At 36.3% G+C, this 21,558-nt stretch carries 22 protein-coding genes and 2 pseudogenes; 7 read left to right on the top strand and 17 right to left on the bottom strand.

Translation table 11 applies throughout. The features are described 5' to 3' along the window. Positions 1-176: 176 nt before the first annotated feature. From IGK91_RS00730 to IGK91_RS00700, 7 genes are all read right to left on the bottom strand, one after another. Positions 177-734 carry a Maf family protein gene (locus IGK91_RS00730; RefSeq protein WP_010736833.1) on the bottom strand — a complete coding sequence of 186 codons (558 nt, stop codon included), beginning with the start codon at positions 732-734 and terminating at the stop codon, positions 177-179. Positions 735-762: 28 nt separating this feature from the next. Beyond that, entirely contained in the window at positions 763-2,862 is a 2,100-nt protein-coding gene (gene mutL / locus IGK91_RS00725; protein WP_014834352.1) for a DNA mismatch repair endonuclease MutL, read from the bottom strand. 63 nt (positions 2,863-2,925) lie between these two features. Continuing rightward, positions 2,926-5,508 (bottom strand): DNA mismatch repair protein MutS, encoded by a 2,583-nt coding sequence (gene mutS, locus IGK91_RS00720; RefSeq protein ID WP_370566570.1) that lies wholly within the window; start codon positions 5,506-5,508, stop codon positions 2,926-2,928. A 13-nt stretch (positions 5,509-5,521) separates the two neighbouring features. Next, entirely contained in the window at positions 5,522-5,896 is a 375-nt protein-coding gene (locus IGK91_RS00715) for a YlbF family regulator (RefSeq protein ID WP_010736830.1), read from the bottom strand. A gap of 15 nt (positions 5,897-5,911) precedes the next feature. Next, positions 5,912-6,709, bottom strand: coding sequence for a TIGR00282 family metallophosphoesterase (locus tag IGK91_RS00710; RefSeq protein WP_010720381.1), 798 nt, complete (start codon positions 6,707-6,709; stop codon positions 5,912-5,914). A 167-nt stretch (positions 6,710-6,876) separates the two neighbouring features. Further along, on the bottom strand, positions 6,877-7,650 hold the full coding sequence (locus IGK91_RS00705) for a Cof-type HAD-IIB family hydrolase (protein ID WP_010720382.1): 774 nt from the start codon (positions 7,648-7,650) through the stop codon (positions 6,877-6,879). Positions 7,651-7,671: 21 nt separating this feature from the next. Continuing rightward, positions 7,672-8,307 (bottom strand): DNA alkylation repair protein, encoded by a 636-nt coding sequence (locus tag IGK91_RS00700; protein ID WP_430605312.1) that lies wholly within the window; start codon positions 8,305-8,307, stop codon positions 7,672-7,674. A gap of 447 nt (positions 8,308-8,754) precedes the next feature. Here IGK91_RS00700 and rpsD point away from each other — a divergent pair, with 447 nt between their 5' ends. From rpsD to IGK91_RS00685, 3 genes and pseudogenes are all read left to right on the top strand, one after another. Further along, positions 8,755-9,366 (top strand): 30S ribosomal protein S4, encoded by a 612-nt coding sequence (rpsD, locus tag IGK91_RS00695; RefSeq protein ID WP_010720384.1) that lies wholly within the window; start codon positions 8,755-8,757, stop codon positions 9,364-9,366. Positions 9,367-9,690: 324 nt separating this feature from the next. Next, positions 9,691-10,239: a biotin transporter BioY gene (locus tag IGK91_RS00690; RefSeq protein WP_010736828.1), complete on the top strand. Its 549-nt coding sequence runs from the start codon at positions 9,691-9,693 to the stop codon at positions 10,237-10,239. A 246-nt stretch (positions 10,240-10,485) separates the two neighbouring features. Then, positions 10,486-10,638, top strand: a pseudogene (locus tag IGK91_RS00685) (transposase); the annotation flags it as partial. A gap of 693 nt (positions 10,639-11,331) precedes the next feature. Here IGK91_RS00685 and IGK91_RS00680 read toward each other — a convergent pair. Both IGK91_RS00680 and IGK91_RS00675 read right to left on the bottom strand, forming a co-directional pair. After that, on the bottom strand, positions 11,332-11,952 hold the full coding sequence (locus IGK91_RS00680) for a hypothetical protein (protein WP_081123131.1): 621 nt from the start codon (positions 11,950-11,952) through the stop codon (positions 11,332-11,334). 379 nt (positions 11,953-12,331) lie between these two features. After that, the gene (locus tag IGK91_RS00675) at positions 12,332-12,496 is read right to left on the bottom strand and encodes a hypothetical protein (RefSeq protein ID WP_193796983.1); all 165 of its coding nucleotides are present in this window, start codon (positions 12,494-12,496) and stop codon (positions 12,332-12,334) included. A 346-nt stretch (positions 12,497-12,842) separates the two neighbouring features. Here IGK91_RS00675 and IGK91_RS00670 point away from each other — a divergent pair. Continuing rightward, a pseudogene (locus IGK91_RS00670) lies at positions 12,843-13,131 on the top strand (transposase); the annotation flags it as partial. Between the two features lie 236 nt (positions 13,132-13,367). Here IGK91_RS00670 and IGK91_RS00665 read toward each other — a convergent pair. The 6 genes from IGK91_RS00665 to IGK91_RS00640 form a co-directional block, all read right to left on the bottom strand. Continuing rightward, a complete protein-coding gene (locus IGK91_RS00665) occupies positions 13,368-13,877 on the bottom strand; it encodes a QueT transporter family protein (RefSeq protein ID WP_010720387.1) in 510 nt (169 codons plus the stop codon). Positions 13,878-14,069: 192 nt separating this feature from the next. Then, the gene (locus IGK91_RS00660; RefSeq protein ID WP_010736826.1) at positions 14,070-14,831 is read right to left on the bottom strand and encodes a 3-oxoacyl-ACP reductase; all 762 of its coding nucleotides are present in this window, start codon (positions 14,829-14,831) and stop codon (positions 14,070-14,072) included. Next, positions 14,828-15,049 (bottom strand): DUF2829 domain-containing protein, encoded by a 222-nt coding sequence (locus tag IGK91_RS00655; protein WP_010720389.1) that lies wholly within the window; start codon positions 15,047-15,049, stop codon positions 14,828-14,830. Before IGK91_RS00655 ends, IGK91_RS00660 begins: the two co-directional genes overlap by 4 nt. Next, positions 15,039-16,574: a helix-turn-helix domain-containing protein gene (locus tag IGK91_RS00650; protein WP_010736825.1), complete on the bottom strand. Its 1,536-nt coding sequence runs from the start codon at positions 16,572-16,574 to the stop codon at positions 15,039-15,041. Before IGK91_RS00650 ends, IGK91_RS00655 begins: the two co-directional genes overlap by 11 nt. A 63-nt stretch (positions 16,575-16,637) precedes the next feature. Then, positions 16,638-17,339 carry an LrgB family protein gene (locus IGK91_RS00645; protein WP_010720391.1) on the bottom strand — a complete coding sequence of 234 codons (702 nt, stop codon included), beginning with the start codon at positions 17,337-17,339 and terminating at the stop codon, positions 16,638-16,640. Then, positions 17,332-17,748, bottom strand: coding sequence for a CidA/LrgA family protein (locus IGK91_RS00640; RefSeq protein WP_010720392.1), 417 nt, complete (start codon positions 17,746-17,748; stop codon positions 17,332-17,334). The genes IGK91_RS00645 and IGK91_RS00640 overlap by 8 nt, the downstream gene beginning before the upstream one ends. Before the next feature lie 314 nt (positions 17,749-18,062). Here IGK91_RS00640 and IGK91_RS00635 point away from each other — a divergent pair, with 314 nt between their 5' ends. The 3 genes from IGK91_RS00635 to IGK91_RS00625 all read left to right on the top strand — a co-directional run bounded on the left by IGK91_RS00635 (position 18,063) and on the right by IGK91_RS00625 (position 20,087). Beyond that, positions 18,063-18,797, top strand: a complete 735-nt coding sequence (locus tag IGK91_RS00635) for an MIP/aquaporin family protein (RefSeq protein WP_010720393.1) — start codon at positions 18,063-18,065, stop codon at positions 18,795-18,797. Between the two features lie 153 nt (positions 18,798-18,950). Next, positions 18,951-19,544, top strand: a complete 594-nt coding sequence (locus IGK91_RS00630; protein WP_181934159.1) for a hypothetical protein — start codon at positions 18,951-18,953, stop codon at positions 19,542-19,544. A 15-nt stretch (positions 19,545-19,559) separates the two neighbouring features. After that, complete coding sequence (locus IGK91_RS00625) at positions 19,560-20,087, top strand: hypothetical protein (RefSeq protein ID WP_181934158.1); 528 nt, start codon at positions 19,560-19,562, stop codon at positions 20,085-20,087. Between the two features lie 158 nt (positions 20,088-20,245). Here IGK91_RS00625 and IGK91_RS00620 read toward each other — a convergent pair whose 3' ends face one another. Both IGK91_RS00620 and IGK91_RS00615 read right to left on the bottom strand, forming a co-directional pair. Further along, positions 20,246-21,145, bottom strand: a complete 900-nt coding sequence (locus tag IGK91_RS00620; RefSeq protein ID WP_010736823.1) for a metallophosphoesterase — start codon at positions 21,143-21,145, stop codon at positions 20,246-20,248. Between the two features lie 25 nt (positions 21,146-21,170). Then, the gene (locus IGK91_RS00615; protein WP_010736822.1) at positions 21,171-21,527 is read right to left on the bottom strand and encodes an iron-sulfur cluster biosynthesis family protein; all 357 of its coding nucleotides are present in this window, start codon (positions 21,525-21,527) and stop codon (positions 21,171-21,173) included. Positions 21,528-21,558: the final 31 nt, after the last annotated feature.

Below are 21,558 nucleotides of genomic sequence, written 5' to 3'. Positions count from 1 at the left end.
TTAAATTCAACCGCCACCGTCTTTCGCGGTGCTGTCTAGAGGAGTTGTTAGCGCAACTCCTCTTTCGTCTTGATTATACCAATCACTCATACACTTTGCAATTCTAAATATGACTGAAAGTAGTGGACACAAACTTGAACGTTCCTATCTCAATTTCTGATTTCCGTCAACTGCAGCTACATAAATTTTTTTAAACCTTGGTAAACTGCACCGATTGGAAATCCAACAATACTGTAATAGTCGCCTTGGATCTCTTTAACAAATGCACCTGCAAAACTTTGAATACCATACGCACCTGCTTTATCCATATAATCACCGGTTGCTAAATAGGCTTCGATATCCTTAGTTGTCAAAGGATAAAAGGTCACCTTAGCTTGTGCTAAGATTTTTTCTTCTTGGTCACCTTTCGTCAGCACCACGGCTGTATATACTTCATGCGTTTTCCCACTAAGTTTTTGAAGGATAGCTTTTGCCTCTTGTTCATCCGCTGGTTTACCGATGATCTCATCATTGAAAACAACTGTCGTGTCACTTGCAATCACCAATACATCATTATCGTATTGATGTTTGACTACTTTTGCCTTTTCAGTTGCCATTCGCTCAACATAATTTTTAGGTTTTTCTTGAACAAAAGGTGTTTCATCGATATCAGCCGGATGAACATCAAATGCACTAACCAGTCGCCCTAATAATTCTTTTCTTCTAGGGGACTGCGAAGCTAACACAATTTTCATCTGTTTCTTCTCCTTTTCATGAGACTCATTAATGTGGATCTTGGATGCGTTTAAACATTCTTTCCATATCTGAATTAGTAAAATGGATCAACACAGGGCGTCCATGAGGACAATTAAAAGGATTTTCACATTGGGCTAAGTCCTTCAATAAAACCCTCGCCTGAGCTTCATTCAAATAATGATTTGCCTTGATTGAACGTTTACAGCTCATCATGATTGCTGTGGCTTCTCTAAATTTCTTCACGCTAACACTACCCGTTGTTAATAACATATCGATCATTTCTCGAATAATCGCTTCTTCCTCTCCAGATGGATACCAAGTAGGATGTGCTCTGACGATAAAACTATTTTGACCGAATTCTTCTAGATAAATACCTGCTTCTTCAAGCAATTGTTTTTTCTCTTTCAGTTTCAAAGCATCACTATTGGGATAATCTAATACAAACGGCACAAGTAGTTCTTGTAGATCGTTAGAAACTTCGCCAATTTTTTCTCGAAAATATTCATACTTGATTCGTTCTTGCGCTGCATGTTGATCAATAATGTATAAGCCATCCTGACTTTGAGCAAACAAGTACGTTCCATGCATTTGTCCAAAATATTCTAATTGTGGAAAGCGTTGTGTTACCTGCTCATTTTCTAATTTCTGAATCGCTTGATCTAATGAGCGCCCATTTTGACTTAAATCAAACTCTGGATGTAGCGCTAAATCCTCACGATAAACTGTTTCTGAAGAAGTTTCTTCTTCAGCTGTAGTTTCATGCTCGTTGGAAAAGTTTTCAACAGTGGATAACTCATTTTCACTCTTATCCACTGGTTTTTCTACATAGTTATCAACAATATCACCAGAGTTATCCACTGTTTTTCTTTTGCTTTCTGGATAACTAGTAGTTTCTTCAGAAAATACAGGAGAGTTTTCAACATTATCCACAGACTTATCAACAGATTCATGCACAAACTCGCTTTTTTCTTCCGCTACAAAAAATGTTCCGGTTGTTTGATCAAAATTCAAGCTTTGCGGTTTCTTAGGTTTCGCTTCTTCAAAAGCGTAAGATAAATCAATTTCGATTTGTTTCGCTTTTGGTTGATCAGCAACCTTTTTCTTGAATCGCAAGTTGTCAGCTGCACTGGGAATTAAGTTCTCCTGTACCAATGCTTTTTGAATCGCTTGAGTAATTAGCTCAGTTAATTCCTGTTCCTTCGATAAACGAACTTCTTGCTTTGTTGGATGGACGTTCACATCCACTAACAATGGATCCATTTTGATTTCCAGTACAGCGATTGGGAATCGCCCTACCATTAGTTTTGAACCATAGCCGGCTACAATTGCTTTATTCAAGGAAAAATTTTTAATAAAACGTCCATTAATGATGGTTGAAAGATAATTACGACTAGCACGAGTCACTTCAGGTAAAGAAATATAACCGAAGATTTCAAAATCTAAATCTTTCGCTTCAATCTTCAACATTTTCTTTGCTGTATTCAACCCATAGATTCCGGCAATCGTTTGTTTCAATTCGCCATTTCCTGAAGTTGCTAACATCTTATTCCCATCATGGACTAATCGAAAAGCAATTGCCGGGTGACTTAAGGCTAAGCGATTCACAATATCACCGATATTCGCTAATTCAGTATGCAGCGTTTTGACATATTTTAAGCGTGCTGGTGTATTAAAGAAAAGATTGCTGACTGTGATTTTCGTTCCTTGCCTTAAAGGAGCTGGGCGGTGTTCCATTACCGCACCTCCCTTAAGCTCTAAATAGGTTCCTTGCGTTTCTTCTTGATTGGCTGTTTCTACCGTCATCTCTGAAACAGAAGCAATACTAGGCAATGCTTCTCCTCGAAACCCAAGCGTACGAATTCGGAAAAGGTCGTCACGATTGTGGATTTTACTTGTTGCATGACGTTTAAAGGCGTTCTCAACATCTTCTGTCAAAATACCTTCTCCATTATCAATCACTTGGATCGTTTTTAATCCTGCTTCTTCAACTAAAATATCGATTTGACTACTTCCTGCATCTATGGCATTTTCCACAAGTTCTTTGACTACCGAGGCTGGACGTTCGACAACTTCACCGGCTGCGATTTGATTGGCTAAGCGTTCTGATAATTCTTGGATTTTCGCCATCATTCTACGCCTTCTTCCTATATAGTATTTATAGTGAGCTTACTCTTCTTATTTATCGTTGATTTACAGCTGTTTTTTCAATTCATAGAGTTGATTCAATGCATCCATTGGTGTCATTTCTAACAGATTCATTTGTTTCAATGTAGAAATAACTGCTGTTTCGGCATCGCTTAATTCACTGAACAAGGACAGTTGTTGCGTTTCTTCTTGTTCTATCGATGCAGTATCAGTTACTGGTTGTGCTATTGCTTCAAGCGGCTCACTTGTAACAGCCACGGAATGATGGCTCACTTCTCCTGATTCTAATGTATGCAAAATATCTGCAGCTCTTGCTAATAAATTAGAAGGTAGCCCTGCAATTTTCGCTACATGGATCCCATAGCTTTTATCAGCTGGGCCATCCATCATCTTATGCAAAAATACTACTTCGCCGTCTTTTTCAACAGCTCCTACATGTACATTTTTTAATTGAGGTAATTCTTCCTCTAGAACTGTTAACTCATGGTAATGTGTAGAAAAGAGCGTTTTTGCTTGTACATGTTGATGGATATATTCAATGATCGCTTGAGCTAATGCCATTCCATCATAAGTCGCAGTTCCTCTACCTAATTCATCAAAAAGAATTAAGCTGTTTGGTGTCGCATGCCGCAACGCTTGATTAGCTTCCATCATTTCCACCATGAACGTACTTTGTCCAGCAATCAAGTCATCACTTGCACCAATCCGAGTAAAAATCCGATCAAAAATTGGTAAGATCGCTTTTTGCGCAGGGACGAAGCACCCCATTTGAGCCATTAAAACAGTTAATGCTAACTGACGCATATACGTACTTTTCCCTGACATATTCGGTCCAGTTATCAATAAGATCATTTCGTCTTCAGCCATATCCACACTATTGGGAATATATTCTTGATGTCCTAATACTTTTTCAACGACTGGGTGCCGACCTTCTTGGATTAGTAATTGGTGTCGATCCGAGACCATCTCAGGACGAACATATTGGTATCGCTCACTGATCGTAGCAAAACTTTGCAGAACATCGGCTGTACTGATTGATTTTGCTAAAATTTGTAATGGTTTGATCGCTTTTTTGACTTCTTCTCTCACTGCTAAAAACAGCTGATATTCCAAATCAACAGACTTTTCTTCTGCTTCTAAAATTTGCGTCTCTAACTCTTTTAATTCTGGTGTGATAAAGCGCTCTGCATTGGCCAATGTTTGTTTACGTTCGTATTTTTCCAGTTCAACATTTGCCAGATTCGCTTTAGTGATTTCGATATAATAACCAAATACACGATTAAAGCCAACTTTTAAATTTTTGATCCCAGTCTGCTGACGTTCTCTTGCTTCTAACTCTGCTAGCCACTGCTTCCCATTAGTCATCGCAGAACGGTACGTATCTAACTGATCATTAAAACCATCTTTAATGATATTCCCCTCAGTAATTTGTAGGGGCGGGTCTTCTTGAATTGCTTGATCAATCAAATGAACCAGGTCATCCATCGGTTGCATTTCCTTCAATAAGTCAGTCCACTGACCTTGATCGATCCCTTCGATCAGTTGACGAATCAGCGGTACTTGTTCTAAAGAAGTCTTTAATTGAATCAAGTCACGCCCATTGACATTTCCAAAAGCCACTCTTCCTGCTAGGCGTTCTAAATCATAAACCTTCGTCAATGCACTTTGTAGATCAAGTCGTTCAAAATAGCTATTCAAAAGAGAAGCTACCATTTCTTGCCGTGACTTGATTTGATTGAGTTGAATCAGCGGACGGTCAAGCCATTGTTTCAGTAAACGCCCGCCCATAGCTGTTTTCGTTTCATCTAGCAACCATAAAAGCGTGCCGTGTTTTTTTCCTGTACGTATGGACTGGCTTAGTTCGAGGTTAAACTTAGAATAGTAATCCATTTTCAAATAGTGATCCGGTTGATACTCGATCGCTTTTTGGATATGCGCAAGACTTCTTTTTTGTGTCACTGCTAAATAAGTAAGTAATTTTCCGGTCACTTCTTTTTCAAGTGGATCGGATAGCTCACTGGTTAAGAAATTAAACTCTGCATTTTCTTCACTTGTTTCTTGTTTTGAGAAAACTAATCCTAATCGATTCTTTAATTGCTCAGCAAGTTTTTCACTAATTTCATTTCCTAAAACAAGTTCTTTTGTTTGCAAAGCCGTCGTTTCGTTCAGTACAGCTTCTTCATCAAACAAATGAGCAGTTTTTAACTCCCCTGTGCTTAAATCAGCATAGGCAAATCCAAATTCGTTGCCTTGGCTAACAATTGCTGTCAAAAAATTATTGTCTTTAGCAGATAGTCCCTTACTATCCATGACTGTTCCAGGTGTTACTAATTGAATCACTTCACGTTTAACCATCCCTTTGGTGGTCTTAGGATCTTCTACTTGTTCACAAATAGCCACTTTATAGCCTTTTTCAATTAAAATATCAATATAGCCTTGTGCTGCATGATGGGGTACCCCACACATTGGAATTGGTTCGTCTGCATTACGATTCCTGCTGGTTAATGTTAACTCTAAAATTTGAGACGCATTGATGGCATCTTCATAAAATAATTCATAAAAATCACCTAAACGATAGAACAAAAAAGCATCTTGGTATTGGGCCTTGATGCTTAAATATTGTTCCATCATTGGAGTATTCTTAGTTTTTTGAGGCATTGTCTTCCTCCTCTATCCAATTATTGATTTCATCTTGCAGCATTTTCGTCAAATGATGCAATAAATCATTTGCTTCAAGCAATTGTTTCCGATAAGCTACTACGATCGGATGTTGATCAAATTGTTTCGTCAATTGTTCAACCCGACCATTCGCTTCTTTTTCTGCTATTCTTTTTCCATAATAAGCATAGTTTGCTGCTTCTTTTTGTGCAGATTTGATATCTTCCGTTAACTTTTCTAAATAGGAACTAGTTTGTACTTTTCGCTCTAGTTCGTGGTAGCGGATGATCGTTTCATGTTCACTTAAAAGTTGAGCTAATTTATCCGCTTCTCGTTGAATATTCGGCTCTTTATGCAAAAGATGTCTCACTTTCTATTCTAAAAATGGACGGTCCTCGTTGATCTGGATTAATTGGATGGTTTTCGCTTTACCAGTTGCATCATCAAATTCCAGTAAACAGCCACTCAAAATACCTCGTCCTCGTTCAACGACTTCAAAACGTTTCGGCAAAGCTGTTAAAAATTTTTCGATAACTGGTTCTCGGCGCATACCTAAAATTCCGTCATAAGGACCTGTCATACCTACATCAGTTAAATAGGCAGTTCCCTGCGGTAGAATCCGAGCATCATTGGTTTGTACATGCGTATGGGTCCCAATGACCGCTGAGACTTTTCCATCTAAGAACCATCCCATGGCTTGTTTCTCACTTGTCGTTTCTCCATGAAAATCAACGAAAATGATTGGCGTTCTTTTTTTTGCTTCGGCGATCAAGCGATCCATCTTGCGGAATGGATCATCTAAGTCGACCATAAAAGAACGTGCTTGCATGTTGATTACAGCTAGTTCTACTTGATTGACTTTCACGAATACCATTCCTTGACCTGGCGTTCCTTCAGGAAAGTTTGCTGGACGAACGATTTTTTTTGCTTGATCGATAAATTCAAAAATATCTCGGTTGTCCCAAGTATGATTGCCCATCGTGACAACATCTACACCGTCTTGTAAAAACTTTTTATAAATTTTTTCAGTTATTCCTCTTCCAGAAGCTGCATTTTCTCCATTTACAATTGTGACCTGTGGTTGATATTTCTTTTTTAAACGAGGAAGATAGGTTGTAATCATATCTCTTCCCATTGAACCTACTACATCACCAATAAATAAAACCCGCACACGTTTTCCTCTTCTCTTTTAACATCATTCTATATTATAGTTGTTTTTTTGTAGAAAGAAAAGGGCAGAAAAATCCTCTGCGTAACCCTCATCTGAAACTACTAAAAAACTAGCTGAAGTCAGTCTCCAACTAGTTCTTTTTACTATCCTAGATTATACTTGTTTATTTAAATCATGGAAAGTTGCTTCAATGCTTTCCAAATTCCATCTTCATCATTTGTATCAGTAACCAACTTCGCTTCTGCTTGTACCTCTGGAACTGCATTTCCCATTGCAACACCAATGCCTGACATACGCAGCATCTCTCGGTCATTTTGGCCATCACCGAAACTAATGATATCTTCTTGCGCAATTCCGACTTGTTCTGCTAGGTGTAAAATCGTGGCTGCTTTTGAACCGTCATGTGGAACAACATCCACACTTTTTTCATGCCAACGAACAAATCGAATCTTATCGTAACTAGAAAAATGATGATCGTAATTCTGATCAAAAAATGCTAAAGCTTGATAGATATCTTGTTCTTCCACAAAGTACTGATCAAGTTCAGGTAAAACAGCGCCAAAAGAATGCATTGCCTCTTCCATCATTCCCACATGATTGGAAGAATAACGTTTGATATTATCTAGACTCACAAAAGCAGTATCGATATTTTTATCTTGTGCTTCTTTGACAAAATTGTCTAATTGTTCACGGTCAAGCAAATTTTTATAAACTTGTTCATGATCTAAAAATCCAGCAGCGCCATTACATAAGATATAATTTGTAAATGCTAGATCTCGGATAACCTCTTGCGCATGGAAACGACTACGCCCAGTAGCAATCGTTACCAAATGTCCTGCTTTACGTAACTTATCCAAGGCTTCTCTTGTGCTGTCTAATGCTTGTTTATTTGTGTCCAGTAGCGTCCCATCAATATCAAAAGCAAATAATTTACGTTTCATTTTTTTAGTCGACTCACTTTCTTATATATACTTGCTTGCTTCTCTTCTTGTCAAAGCAGACCATTCTTTTGTCAATTGTTCTTTTACCCAAGAAACATTTGTCTTGCTGTAATCGCGCAATGCCCACCCAATCGCCTTTTGAATAAAAAATTCCTTTGAGGAGCGATCTTCAGTAATCACTCGATCCAACAACAGCTGATTGGTAGCTTCTTTAAATCCTAACTGTAACGTAATTGCTATTCGCCGAAGCCAAAAATCTTCTTTTTTTTCAAACAAAAGAGAAACCGTCTCTAATTGTTCCATATGAAGTTTACACCATGTAGCATAAACTTTCCGCCAAGCATCAATCGTATCCCACCATGCTTTTTCCGGTACCAATACAGACAATTCGACCAACTCATCCAATGATAAACGTTTGATGTTTTGTTGAATCAAATCAATCGCCAGGTACTGATACTCCCGTTCTTTTTTTTCATAATAATAGAAAACAAGGAAAAAAAGGTCTGGAACATCAAGCACTTTGCTTTCACGCAAAAGTGTTTGTTGCAATTTCCAACGTTCTGGTTTGGGCACACCTGCAAATGAGTACTGATTTCTCATATACATTTCCATTGGATGTGCTTTTTCTTCATTTTTTTGAAAAACTAAAAGTTCCAAGACAGTCCTCCTTGAAAAATCAAGCCCGTATCTTAGGTGACAGCTGAAAAATCACTGTCACTACCTTTTAGTGGCTCTGTAGGTTGAAAATAGGCTGTGCTTACACAAGCATGATCCTTCATTTATTTCTTTTTAAGATTGGTACGTTTATTTTTCATGCTTTTAAAAGATACCCTCTTATTTTATAGAGTGAAACAAGGTTTGTAAAGCGTTTTTAAAGAGAAACGTACTTGACAGTTTCACCTTGTTTCCCTTATACTGGACTTTGTGTAAAATAATGCAGCGGAAAAATAATAATTTCGTCCCTAGTTCATTGCCCCGATTCGGGTTCAATTGCGTAACCGCGGCTGCAAAGGTGAAGATTGAAGAATGGACTACACGATTATGAATTTTTTATCGGATTATTTTACTCCAAAAACTAAATTTATTTTATTGGAGGAAATTTTAATGTCTCGTTATACAGGACCATCATGGAAAATTTCTCGTCGTCTAGGTATTTCATTATCAGGCACAGGAAAAGAATTAGCACGTCGCCCTTACGCTCCAGGTCAACATGGACCAAACAGCCGTGGCAAACAATCAGAATACGGTATGCAATTAACTGAAAAACAAAAACTACGTCACATGTACGGAATGAACGAACGTCAATTCCGTAACTTGTTCGTTAAAGCTAGCAAAATCAAAGAAGGTAAACACGGGGTTAACTTCATGATCTTACTAGAACAACGTTTAGACAATGTTGTTTATCGTCTAGGTCTTGCAACTACTCGTCGTCAAGCTCGCCAATTAGTTAACCATGGTCATGTGATGGTTGATGGCAAACGCGTTGATATCCCTTCATACCACGTTGAAGTTGGTCAAGTGATCTCAGTTCGTGAAAAATCACAAAACATGACAACAATCAAAGAAGCTGTTGAAGCAACTGTTGGTCGTCCAGCATTCGTAAGCTTCGATGCTGAAAAATTGGAAGGTTCATTAACTCGTTTACCAGAACGTGACGAACTATATCCAGAAATCGACGAAGCTCTTGTCGTTGAATACTACAACCAAAGCCTATAATTTTCAAAGCTTTGGCTTACAAGCCCACTATCTATTCGATAGTTGGGCTTTTTTTATGTAGATTTCCCTCTCTCTTTTCTAGCTCTCTTCTTTATTTGAATTTGATTCGCCCGTGTAACTCTCCTAGAATCATATGTTGAGACTTGCCAAAAAGTTCAAAATGAAACAATGTTTAACTGAACATATAACCTATCCTCAAAGGAAGATAGACTAATATTTTGAAGGAATACTTCGTTTATTTAAAAAATATACTTTACAAAAAATAATTTTTCTTATACAATTTCGTTAACTTAGAAAATAAAAATGGTTAACAAAGGAGAACTTATGACAAAATCACTCAAAGAACTCATTCTTGCTGCAGAATTTGCAGCGATCATTGCCGTTCTTTCACAATTCACTTTCCCTCTAGGTCTAATTCCTTTGACTGGACAGACTTTTGCCATTGGTTTAACTGCTACTTTCCTTGGTAAGAGAACAGGAACTGTCTCCGTCTTGATCTATCTTTTATTAGGTCTTATTGGGTTACCTGTTTTCTCGGGGATGTCTGGAGGAATTGGTGTATTATTCGGTCCTACCGGTGGCTATCTAGTTGGTTTTATCCTCCAGTCTTGGCTAATTGGATTTATCATGGAGAAAGTCGGTTCTCGCTATCCTCTGACAATATCCGCAAACTTAGTTGGTTCAGCAGCCGCATTATGCTGTGGCATGCTTTGGTTAATGATCAGTAGCAGTCTTTCTCTTCACACTGCATTTTTAAGTGGATTTCTTCCTTTTATAATCCCTGAAGCAATCAAATCGATTGCTGCCGCTTCGGTAGGTCTGTTTCTAAAAAAACGTTTGTCTCGACTTCAGTTGTTTAGTATGGATAAATAACTAGACAAAACAACTACTACGTTGTATTCCTTTACGAAAAATTTTTTAAAATAAAATCGTCACTGATTCAAACTGATTGTGGCATTACCTAAATTCCTTGAATTGATGATAAATAAAAAAAGCTTACAATCGTAAGCTTTCAGACTATAGACAAAGTACTTATTTATAGTGCTTTGTCTTTTTTATACGTTAAAACAGAACGATAAATTGGAGCTGTACCTGATGCTTTCAAAACAAAGTAAGTTTAAAGATCTCTATAAAAAAAGAGAAGAAACGATTGAACGAATATTCAGCACCACAAAAGAATTTCATGGGTTACGTTATACCAATCAAATAGGAATTGTAAAAATGCACATGAAAATCGGGCTTACTTTTGCTTGTCTAAATATGAAAAAGCTAAATCAAAAAATATCAAGCGAAAAAAGAGTATTTTTCTAAAGAAAAGAAGACAAATTTTATTTTTACATAAGGATTGTCTTCAATCTGATATAAATTATATTTTGTAAAAATTTCTGATTCTTAATTCTTAATACGTTGCTATACACTTGATTCGTGAACACCATGTATATTAGGATACTATCAGTAGCATTGAACTAACAGATCACTACTTTAAATTTTGGAAGGATCTATCGCCAGAAAAAGACGCCTCCAACATAAAATTAGAGACGTTTAAGCATTCTTTGTAGTAACTAAATAATTGTTGCCCCTTACCAAGCGGTAACTATATTTCCAAATCAACGTATTTATTTCTATATCATGAAAGAAAGCTCATCAATAGCAGTACACCTATTGTTATTACTAACTCCATAATATTTTCAATCCATATTGGAAAGAATAATCCTTTGTAAGGTGACCGAAAAAGGGATCGATATTTTTGGGGGATAGTGAAACTCAGTACACTAGATAGTGCCCATAGAAACAAAGCGAATAATACATTGTGTTTCATAGCTAAAAAAAGACTTAAAGCTAAGAGAATAAATTGACAAATTCTTAGAAAAACCAGGGATTTCATCTCCCACCTCCTCATGTACTAAATACAATCTCTGTACTCATTTATTATACAAATAAATTTAACAGAGATTGTATTTTAGTTTAAATGATCAATTTACCAACGGTTATCATATTTAGAAGACCATCTTGATTCAGTAAGTGTAATCCGAGCAGTTCCAGTATTTCCATGGTTGTCAATTTTATCTCTGCAATCTTTTGAGTAAAGATGAAGCGCACCATTGCTATACCTGCTAAAAGAGCTGCAGCTCCAATAACTACTGATCCAGCAGAAGTACTAAATTTAGCTAAAGCCGTAGCAAGGCTACCGGTTCCTGCAGCAGCAACATACATACCATTATAAGCGGTACGAGCAGTTTGTTTGCCAGAAGCTGTATTATAATATACATTCCAGCCACCATTTTGTATACGTTGACCTAACCCAGCAGCGAAGGCTTCTGCTCCCTCATATTTGTTAAGTATATATTGTGCCGTGCTTTCAGGATTGGCCTTCGAAGCTACTTGATATTGAGGTGTAGCTAGTTCCTGTTCTAATGCGACCCATTTCGCATTTTTCACCACTTCTATTGAAGTTGCTTCTGGCACAGCAATTTCATCAGCTGCTACTACTATTGATGCCGTGGGAGAAAATATACCTAAACATAAAAGAATTGCGAAAAATAAAGCATAAATACTTTTAGAGGTCCTACCAATTTCTTTTTTCATTTGTTCTTCTCCATTCATTTATTGTATTGCAAACGTTTGCAATACAATAATAACCCCTAATGGAAATTCATACATTATATTACCCAAAAATAATGATGATAAAACGGCGTCGTTATAATAACGTTTTTTTAAATAATAAAATATTTTTTAAACACCAAAAAGCTAAAAAAACAGCATTCATACAAATTATATATTTATAAAAAAACAAATATTATTTAAACTATTTGTTTTATAGCTTGATAATCTTCTGGATATAACCCATATTTAGCATACTTGTGTGATTCCTACAGCAGTCATCATATACAACTATTTTAGTTTTCTTTTTTATAAAAAGCTTGCAGTGTCCATCAAAACAATACTCTTGATCTTGAAATTCGATCTAAGCGTTATAAACTTCGTTTTGCTGAAATTGTCCGATACAATAAATTACTTCCTTATAATCAAGTGCAAATTTTATACCTTCTTCAAAACAACTATTAGGTTGCAGCCATTTTTTGATTTTTTTCTGATATACTTCAGGAATAGGTCTTTCAATTTTTTTCAAACGTTCCTTCTTTTTTTTTAACAAGCTATACCGATTTTTATAAGAAATTTTAAGTATCTCTGCTTCTAATCTTTTGTATTCAAGTTATTCATACTTGCTTCAGCCGCAGTCATCAAAACTTCATCTTGTAAATCATATTTTTTATTTGACATAGCCTTCCCCTTCTGAACACTATATAAGATATAAGTAATTAATTATATTTTGTCATTTTTCTTTTTAATCGACACAAATCTCAATGCGATAAATGGCAATAAGAAAAAGAAAGGCTCTGTTTATAACCCATCTCAGACTATAGACAAAGTGCTTATTTATAGTGTTTTGTCTTTTTTATACGTTAAAACAGAACGATAAATTGGAGCTGTACCCGATGCTTTCAAAACAAAGTAAGTTTAAAGATCTCTATAAAAAAAGAGAAAAAACGATTGAACGAATATTCAGTACCACAAAAGAATTTCATGGATTACGTTATACCAATCAAATAGGAATTGTAAAAATACACATGAAAATCGGGCTTACTTTTGCTTGTCTAAATATGAAAAAGCTAAATCAAAAAATATCAAGCGAAAAAAGAGTATTTTTCTAAAGAAAAGAAGACAAATTTTTCTTTTGTTTTTGAAAATAGACATATAAAAAAGAGGTTGAGACAAAAGTGTTCAGCATCAAGAAATAAGAAGGAATTTCCGAAAATTGCTTCTCAAATTTTTGGTAAATTTCGGCTTATTTCCGAAGATGCTACTTTTGTCTCACCGTTTATTCGTTTTTTAGAGATACTAGAAGAGACTGAGACAACTTTTGTCCCAGTCCCTTCAATCTAAAAGCTTTCAATCGTAAGCTTTTTATCTTCTATTTTTAGACTTAGCTAAATCGTCGTTTATTTTTTTAGATCTACTTTTTGTCCGACCCAATAAATGATGACTCCTCCCACTAGCATGGAAGCTAGCTCACCCAAAGCAACAGTTCCCCAAGTGAAGAAAAAGGGTAATTGATAGAATAGCTTCAATTGTCCAGCAACTGTAAACATAGAAAATGCAAAGACCAAAGCTGTAATCACCATTTTTATTTTCATGTTTCTTACTCGTTTCGTTATCTCATAGTTAATCAATAAGACAAGTAAGGTGCTGATACTACCAACTACTACATCAATCCATCCCAATGGAGAGGAAAGATTGGCTAAAGCAACACCTAGCGTGATAGCCAAAATATACTTTTTATTATAGAGCGACAAATAATTGAACATTTCGGAAAGACGTATTTGAATGGCACCAAAACTGATAACTGACAACACGAATGTAACTGCCACATATAAGCCTGTTACAAGTGCCATTCGAGCAATTTCTGCTGTGGTAAAACGATTAGTAGAACGAATTTTCTTTTGATCCATATTCTTTCTCCTTTACAAGATCGGGATACAATCGATCATCCTTGTGGTCAAAAATGCCACAAAAGATCTCGTCTCTCTCAACTCTTGGTAATAACTACGACCAAAGGATGGGAATTGACTTCCAACTGAAGTGCCGTAGTGCGAATAAATTCGCTAATCATAGCTTATCTGAAAACAATAAAAAAGACAAAATCATTTTAATAACCAACCACCGTCGATTGGAATGATCGTCCCTTGGATATAGCTTGCTTGAGGGGTTGCCAAAAACAACGTTAGTTCAGCAACTTCCTCTGGTTGTGCCCACCGTTTAACAGGCGTTTCATTCGCTACCCATTCCGCCATCTCACCATTTCCTGCAAAATCAGCTGCATTCATAGGTGTTTGAATTGCTCCTGGCGCAATCCCTTTGATACGAATACCTTGAGAAGCATAATCTAATGCTAATTGTTTCGTAAAACCAACGATCGCATGCTTTGCGCTGGTATAGGCAATCCCGCCACCACCACCGACAAAGCCAGCAATTGATGCCATATTGATGATTGTCCCTGTTTCTTCCTCAAGCATGTCTGGAAGGATTAAGTGCGTTAGCTGAAACATACTCTTGACATTAACAGCAAACACTCGATCCCATAAAGCTTCATCTGTTTCCAACAATGGCTGGTACTCATCTAAAATTCCTGCTGTATTCAGCAAGATCGCAACTTTTCCAAACGTTTCGTGACACTGTTCAACCGCCTTTTTTAACAAAGAATGATTCGTGATATCACCTAAAAAATAAGCAAAGGTTTCAGAAAATTGCTGGGATAGATCGTCCATTCGGCCTAATTGCTGATCAAAACCAAACACCCGCGAACCTTGTTCTAAAAAGGCTTTAGCTTGTGCCTGTCCGATACCTGAAGCTGCTCCAGTGACAAAAACAACTTTCTCTGTTAGATCACTGTATCTATTTTTCATTCCACAATGATCCAATCTTCAGCTAAAATGTCACAGACTGTAGGCGCAAAACTGGAAAATCCTTCGTCACTTGTTTTGATTAAAAAGTAAGGGGTAACGGGACAACCGTCAAATTCTTCTCCTGAAACAAGAACGACATACAATTCAAAACCACTCCAACCTTTTCGAATCACTTTATTCCCTTTTTTTAATGCTGGTAAAATTTCTTCAAATGTCATTTATTTCGTTCCTTTCTTTGTCTTTTCGGTCTTGGATCAACACAAATTTTTGGTACAATTGGATATAATCGTTTAACTGTAACTCTCCATTCACGATAAAATATTCTAAATCAGACCATGGTTTACGATGCACTTTGCTCGTTGAAAGTAATAAATCAACTTCTCGTCCCCGATAATCTGTTGGTAAAAATTTCAAACAATAAACATTTCGAAAAAAACGATGTAAGTCTTCTATTAACAACTGCTCTTCAAACAGAGGGAAATCTGTCATCAAAAGAATCGTGATCTGCGGTAACTTTGGTGTAAATGCACCCATTGTCTTTAAAACCGTTAAATACCGCCCCATCAAAAAAGACGTATTTTGAAATGCTAGCTGATCCACTTTTTGCTCGGTCTCAAAAAACAAATCGAGCCACTGGATAATTTCACTGTTTTCGATCATCAAATGATTTATAAAGTCACTGTCGTTCCCATCAATGGTTTCCTTAGCTTCTGGAAAAAGATAGGCAAATAAATGACTACTAAAAAGATAGGTTTCAGCTTCTTTTGTTAAGGGTTCTTCTGACAATCCTTGTTCCACTTGATAGAGAGCTAATGCTTCTTTTGCTTCATAAAGTGCATGGTAGGGTGGTGTTTGTCTCCTTCGATGGAAAGCAAACATTTCTTCTCGGATGTCTTCATCCGTATAGTACTCTTCTCGTGTCATCAAAACTAAAAATAACGCACCTAATTCTTCTTCATTTTGAAAATAGTTAGGAAACACTGGTTGCATCCAATGACAAAATTTTTGAAACATAGGATTATCAGTAATCAGTTGTCGCTTTCGTTCGTTTAACGATACGTAATGCTTCTGAGATTTACGCAAGAAGAAAGCTCCTAACATATACTCTAGTCTTCTTTTTTTGATCTCATTAAGGCGAACATTGAAAAAAGCCATGATTTGTTCAGCAATTTTTTTCACATCTAATTGTGAAATCGTTACAAAAGGCCAAATTTTCCCACGAAACAACTGCCAAAACGTCATGTGAAGGTAAAGCCGGATGATTTCTTCTTCTCCTTGCACCACATAAGTCCCACGTTGTAAATAAATCCCGTAATTTTTTAATTGTTCTCTCCACTCGTTGATCTTTCGACGCGCAGTTGATTCGCTGATATATTGTTTTTGAGCAAATTGATAGATCGTATGAAACTCTTCAAAAAAAATATCGTGCAATAGCTGGTATTTCAGCGTACTTTGCACGAGAAAAATCAAAAAACGCTCATGTTCGATAGAATCAAGCGTATCATAAAAGGAATAGCCAGAACGAGGGGTTTTCATAAACAATGTTTGAGAGCTCTCGTTGAACTGATGGTAATTTTTTGTTAATTCGTTTAAGTACTTAGCGACACTTCTTGCATCTAATTGGACTGTTTGTGCCAGTTCTGCAATCGTGTGCCACTGATGATCCTCGAAACTTTCCAGCAGGAGAATTTTATAATAAAGGTCTTTATCAAATCGTTTTAAATATTCAGATGACAAATACAACTTTTACCACTCCTTTATGCTAGAACGTTTTTTTCATTGTAGCATAAATCCTGGGAAACAACATCAAAACAGGTTAGTAAAAAACTGAAATAATAATGGTAATAAAAAGACGGTCAGCATGCCATTGACGCCAATGGCTAAGCCTGAAATAATCCCTTCGATCTCACCCAATTCGATTGCCTTTGCTGTACCAATCGCATGAGAGGTACTTCCTAACGCAACCCCCTTAGCAATCGGACTGCTGATCTTAAAAAGACGAAAGATATGAGTAGCGATCAACGACCCAAAGATGCCAGTAGAAACAACAATTGCAAGCGTGACCGCATTGATTCCTCCCATCGTATGAGAAAGATCAACAGATATCGCTGTTGTCACTGATTTAGGTAGCAGAGAAATGACCATCGCTTTTTTTAATGTAAATAAATAGCCAATACCCACACTGACTAAGCAATTAGCTACGATCCCCGCTAAGATTGCCGCAATGACTGGGAAAAAATTTTCTTTTAACAAATGAAAATTTTTATATAAGGGAATAGCTAATGCAACTGTTGCTGGCGTAATCATCATGGTCAAAAAATTCCCACCCACATTATAATCCTGGTAACTGATTCCAGAAAAATGAAGAAAAAGAATGATCACTAAAATAGACAATACCAACGGATTGATAATTGGCAATTTATACTTGCGTAAAAATTTATCTGATAATACGTAGACACCTAACGTTAAGCTTAATCCAAATAATGGGTTACGAATAAATTCAGTCAATTTGTTGCTCCTTCCTTTTGATTTTCTGCAACTTTTGGCTACTTGTTTGTTTCAATTGAACAGATTGTAACATTTTTTCTACTACTTCTGCCGTTTTGCCTGCTACGACCATCGTTACGATCGAACAGATCACTACCGCACCTAATAAAATAGGCCAAATTGTCGCAATATCACCAAAATAGTCAAGTAAACCTACCCCTGCCGGGACGAATAAAATCGTTAAATTATTTAATAAAAAATCACCTGTTCCTCCTAAATGCTCAGGCTTTACTAGTCGCATCTCAAAAGCTAGGAACAAAAATAAGATACCTAGGATACTTCCAGGAATTGGTAAATGGAACAATACACGAGTTCCTTCACCTAAAACTGAGAAAAAGAGGATAATAAAAAATTCTTGAAAAAATTTCATCTATGAAACACTCCTTATTGTTAGCTTTCATTTTACTAACAATATTTTTCTGAAATTTTCAAATTGTGCTGTTTCTAAAGTACAATATTTGAAAAATATAATCGTTTTTTTTTGGTATATTTATAATTGAGGTTGGTGTTTTGTGGGAAAGTTCCATACGTTGTTTTGGAAGTTGGTCAGATTTCTTTTATACATAGAAATCATTTTTTTATCTGCACTTATTTATGACCAATAAAAACGTCGGATGCGAAGCACTACACCTATTGTGTTGTTGTTTCTTTTTTTTTGCATTTTTATAAATTTTGGAGGTATATATGGATTATTCACTTATGACCCGTCTTGTGGCGGAAATGATCGGTACAGCTTTATTAATCATTCTTGGGAATGGTGCTGTAGCAAACGTAGATTTAAAAGGAACAAAAGGTTATGGAAGTGACTGGATGTTGATCGCTGTAGGTTATGGCTGTGGTGTAATGATGCCAGCAATGATTTTTGGTGGTATCAGTGGAAATCATATTAACCCAGCGTTCACAATTGCTCTTGCCTCAAATGGTTTATTCCCATGGGCTGAAGTATTACCTTATATTGCTGCTCAATTGATTGGTGCCGCAATTGGACAATTGATCGTTGTAGCTTGCTACAAACCTTATTATGATCAAACAGACGATGTAAACCATGTATTAGGTACTTTCTCAACAATCAACAGTGTTGGTTCTAAATTCAATGGTTTTGTTAATGAATTCTTTGGATCATTTGTTTTATTCTTTGGTGCACTAGGAATTACTAAAGCACCTTTCTTCCAAGACAATCTTGGTACAGCACACTTAGCTCTTGGTTTCTTAGTATGGACGTTAGTTGCTTCTCTCGGCGGACCTACTGGACCTGGTTTGAACCCAGCACGTGACTTCGCACCACGTTTAGTCCACGCATTGTTACCATTAAAACATAAAGGTTCATCACAATGGGGTTATGCATGGGTACCTGTTGTTGCACCGATTTGTGCTGGTATCGTTGCTGTCTTCTTATACAAATTCTTATTTATGGCTTAATTTATCAAAAAAACTTGGAATCACTTCGATTCCAAGTTTTTTTATTTGGAGAAAAATTTGATTTCTGTCCTCTTTTAACCTATGTCATACTATGCAAAGAACGCAAAATAAATTGCAGACTTTACTATTTATTTTATAAATGGAGGAACTCCTATGCCTTACGAAACAGAGCTTCAGCGACATCTTGATATATTTGCTCTTTCTTTATCATTAAAGAAAAATAATAGATGGTCTCCGGAAGATGATAAAGTGAATTACCCACTTTTATTTTCTATTTATATTAAAATGATCCAACAAGATGAACAAGAATTTTTTGTACGTAAGCAAGACAAATTAAAAATGATTCAGTCACTCAACCGAAGCAAGGATTTCTATTCTTTTACTCGTCACACACAACTTTTTCATACTTTAAAGCGGATGATTTCAAATGATCCTCGAGATTTTATTCTTTTGCCCTTATCTTATAGTATAAAGAAAAATAAAAAAAGTGGTCATGTTTCCGGAGCACTCATCTACAAAGAAACGAAAAACTATAGAATTATTCTAGTGGATAAAAGGAAGCACCTGTCAAACTCATCTGTAAATATGGTTAAAATTCCTTCGGAGAAAATGGCTCCCCTTTGTAAAGAATTGTTTGCACAGAGAGATCATCCTAAACTCGAAACTTGTTATGATATTCTGTACAGAATTATTGACCATTCCTCTTCTAACAGCTTTTCGTCACTAGACTATACGATGCATGAATAAAAAGAAGGAAATTGTGTGGTCAAAGAAATAGAAGCTACTGCAAAAACTGCGCTCTTACATTGCCGCCATAACCTTCTCGCTTCACAAGGTAAAAAAAAATTAAAATGGAGTGATGTTCCCGAGTCCACTTTGGAGATGCAAAAACGTTTTTTAACTGTGATCAAATCAAAATACATAAAATCTCCTCTTCCTGATTATTTCTTTGAAATTTACAAATTGAGAAAACGAGCGAATGATGAACATTCGCCTTTAACAATGACAGAAAAAAACAGAATACATGAAATATACAAAAAAATATTTGCCGATCATCCAGAAATTCAAGAAATCTTCAAAGAAACGCCTTCTAGTAACCTTTCAAAAGTAGAGAAACCAATACAGTTAAACAAAGCAATTATAGCAGATCCGAAAATGGGTAAGTATCCAAAAGCTGGCAATACCAAAAATATGATCAATATTTTTGAAAAAATAACTGACGAAAAAAATAGGATAGCTAGCGGACTAAGAACCGAAAAAAGGACGCCAAAAGATGAGTTCATTCGCTAAAGGGGATAATGTGAATCAATAATCCGATTGTGCTCAACAAGAAAAAATAAACGAGTGCCTAGCTCCGCAATAAATAGTTAGACCGTGACCGTTCTAACCCTATTTTCAAAAAATGATATTACTCGTTGACAATGGAATAAAAAGCCATGACAACCCTTCTAATAAGAAATGGTCGTCATGGCTTTTGCAAACTCTTCGTACAAATGTTCATTGCGGTAGCGATTAAACTCTGGGTCGTGTTTTCGTAATAGCGTGCGTAACTTCATGGGATGATAACTATCGATCAAGTGATTTTCTCGTACAAACTCCCTCGTCAATTGCCATTCATAATAATAGCCAAAAGGACGGCAACTATAGCGGGTACCATGAATGAGTTTATCTTCAAAACGGCGATGGGTATGTCCAAAAACAACCTGTTTGATATTATCGTATTGATCTAATAGTTGTCCAAAAGAAGCGGAACCTAAAAAAGCATTTAAGTTGTTCCAGCGTTCGTATGGAGCGTTTTGATAGACAATAAAGTCTTTTTTAGGAACAAAATGTGTCGTTAAAATAACGTCCAGTTTTTTTGCTTCTAACTGGTCTAGTAACTTTTTCATTGCTATCAGAACTCGAGCGTTGACTTCAATGTCACTTCCCTCTCGTTTAATAAAACGATCATACCAGTAAAGGTTCTTCATACGCAGAATTTGTTTATTTTCTTTTAACTCTGAGAATTGATAATCATACCAACCATTCATCCCAAGTAGGACTGTCTGCTTATTCAACGCCAGATATCGTTCATTTAAAAAGTGAGAATCCGGGAAATGATTCATCATTTCTTCTCCCTCAACATCTGCCAATTCATGGTTCCCAAAGTTGAACGTTGTAGGAATTCCTTTTTTGGCAAAAAATTCAACAACTGCTTGACAAAGATCGACTTTATTCGCCACATCTCCTGCTAAGTGAAGCCGTGTGATCCCTTTGTCTGTGAGAACCTTCCACAAAATCAGCCATTCTTGTTCACTAAACTGATTGATATCTACATGTAAATCGCTGATAATTGCCAAGTTTCCCATACGCTTACCTTCTGTCTCCTATTTTCTACTCGTGATGTATGATTTGAAGATTACCTTTTAGTAATCCACTGGGGCCTTTTAACTGTAAACTCTTATAAGTCGGTTCAACTGCAATTGTCGTCGGATCATCTAGATACATCAATGCACTTTTTTTGATGTAGATTGGTCCAACAGCTGTTTCTACTTTGACAGAGTATAAACTCAAATCTTTTGTTGTCTCTTTCTTTACGAGAATCAAACGAAAGGATGTATCAATCTGACAAGTTACTCGACTGTCGGCAAAAGGACCATCTCCGTCTTCAATATCAAGTAATAACTGTTCATCTTCGTTTTGTTGTGCTAATAATTTTTCTTTTGCTTCATCTGTTAGTAATAATTCCATTCTTATCACCTCAAACTTAGCTTAATGATTT

This window comes from Enterococcus sp. DIV1208 (assembly GCF_050530455.1).
Taxonomy (GTDB): domain Bacteria; phylum Bacillota; class Bacilli; order Lactobacillales; family Enterococcaceae; genus Enterococcus_B; species Enterococcus_B hirae.
The sequence above is the reverse complement of the archived record's forward strand: the minus strand, read 5'-3'. Positions and strand labels throughout refer to the sequence as shown.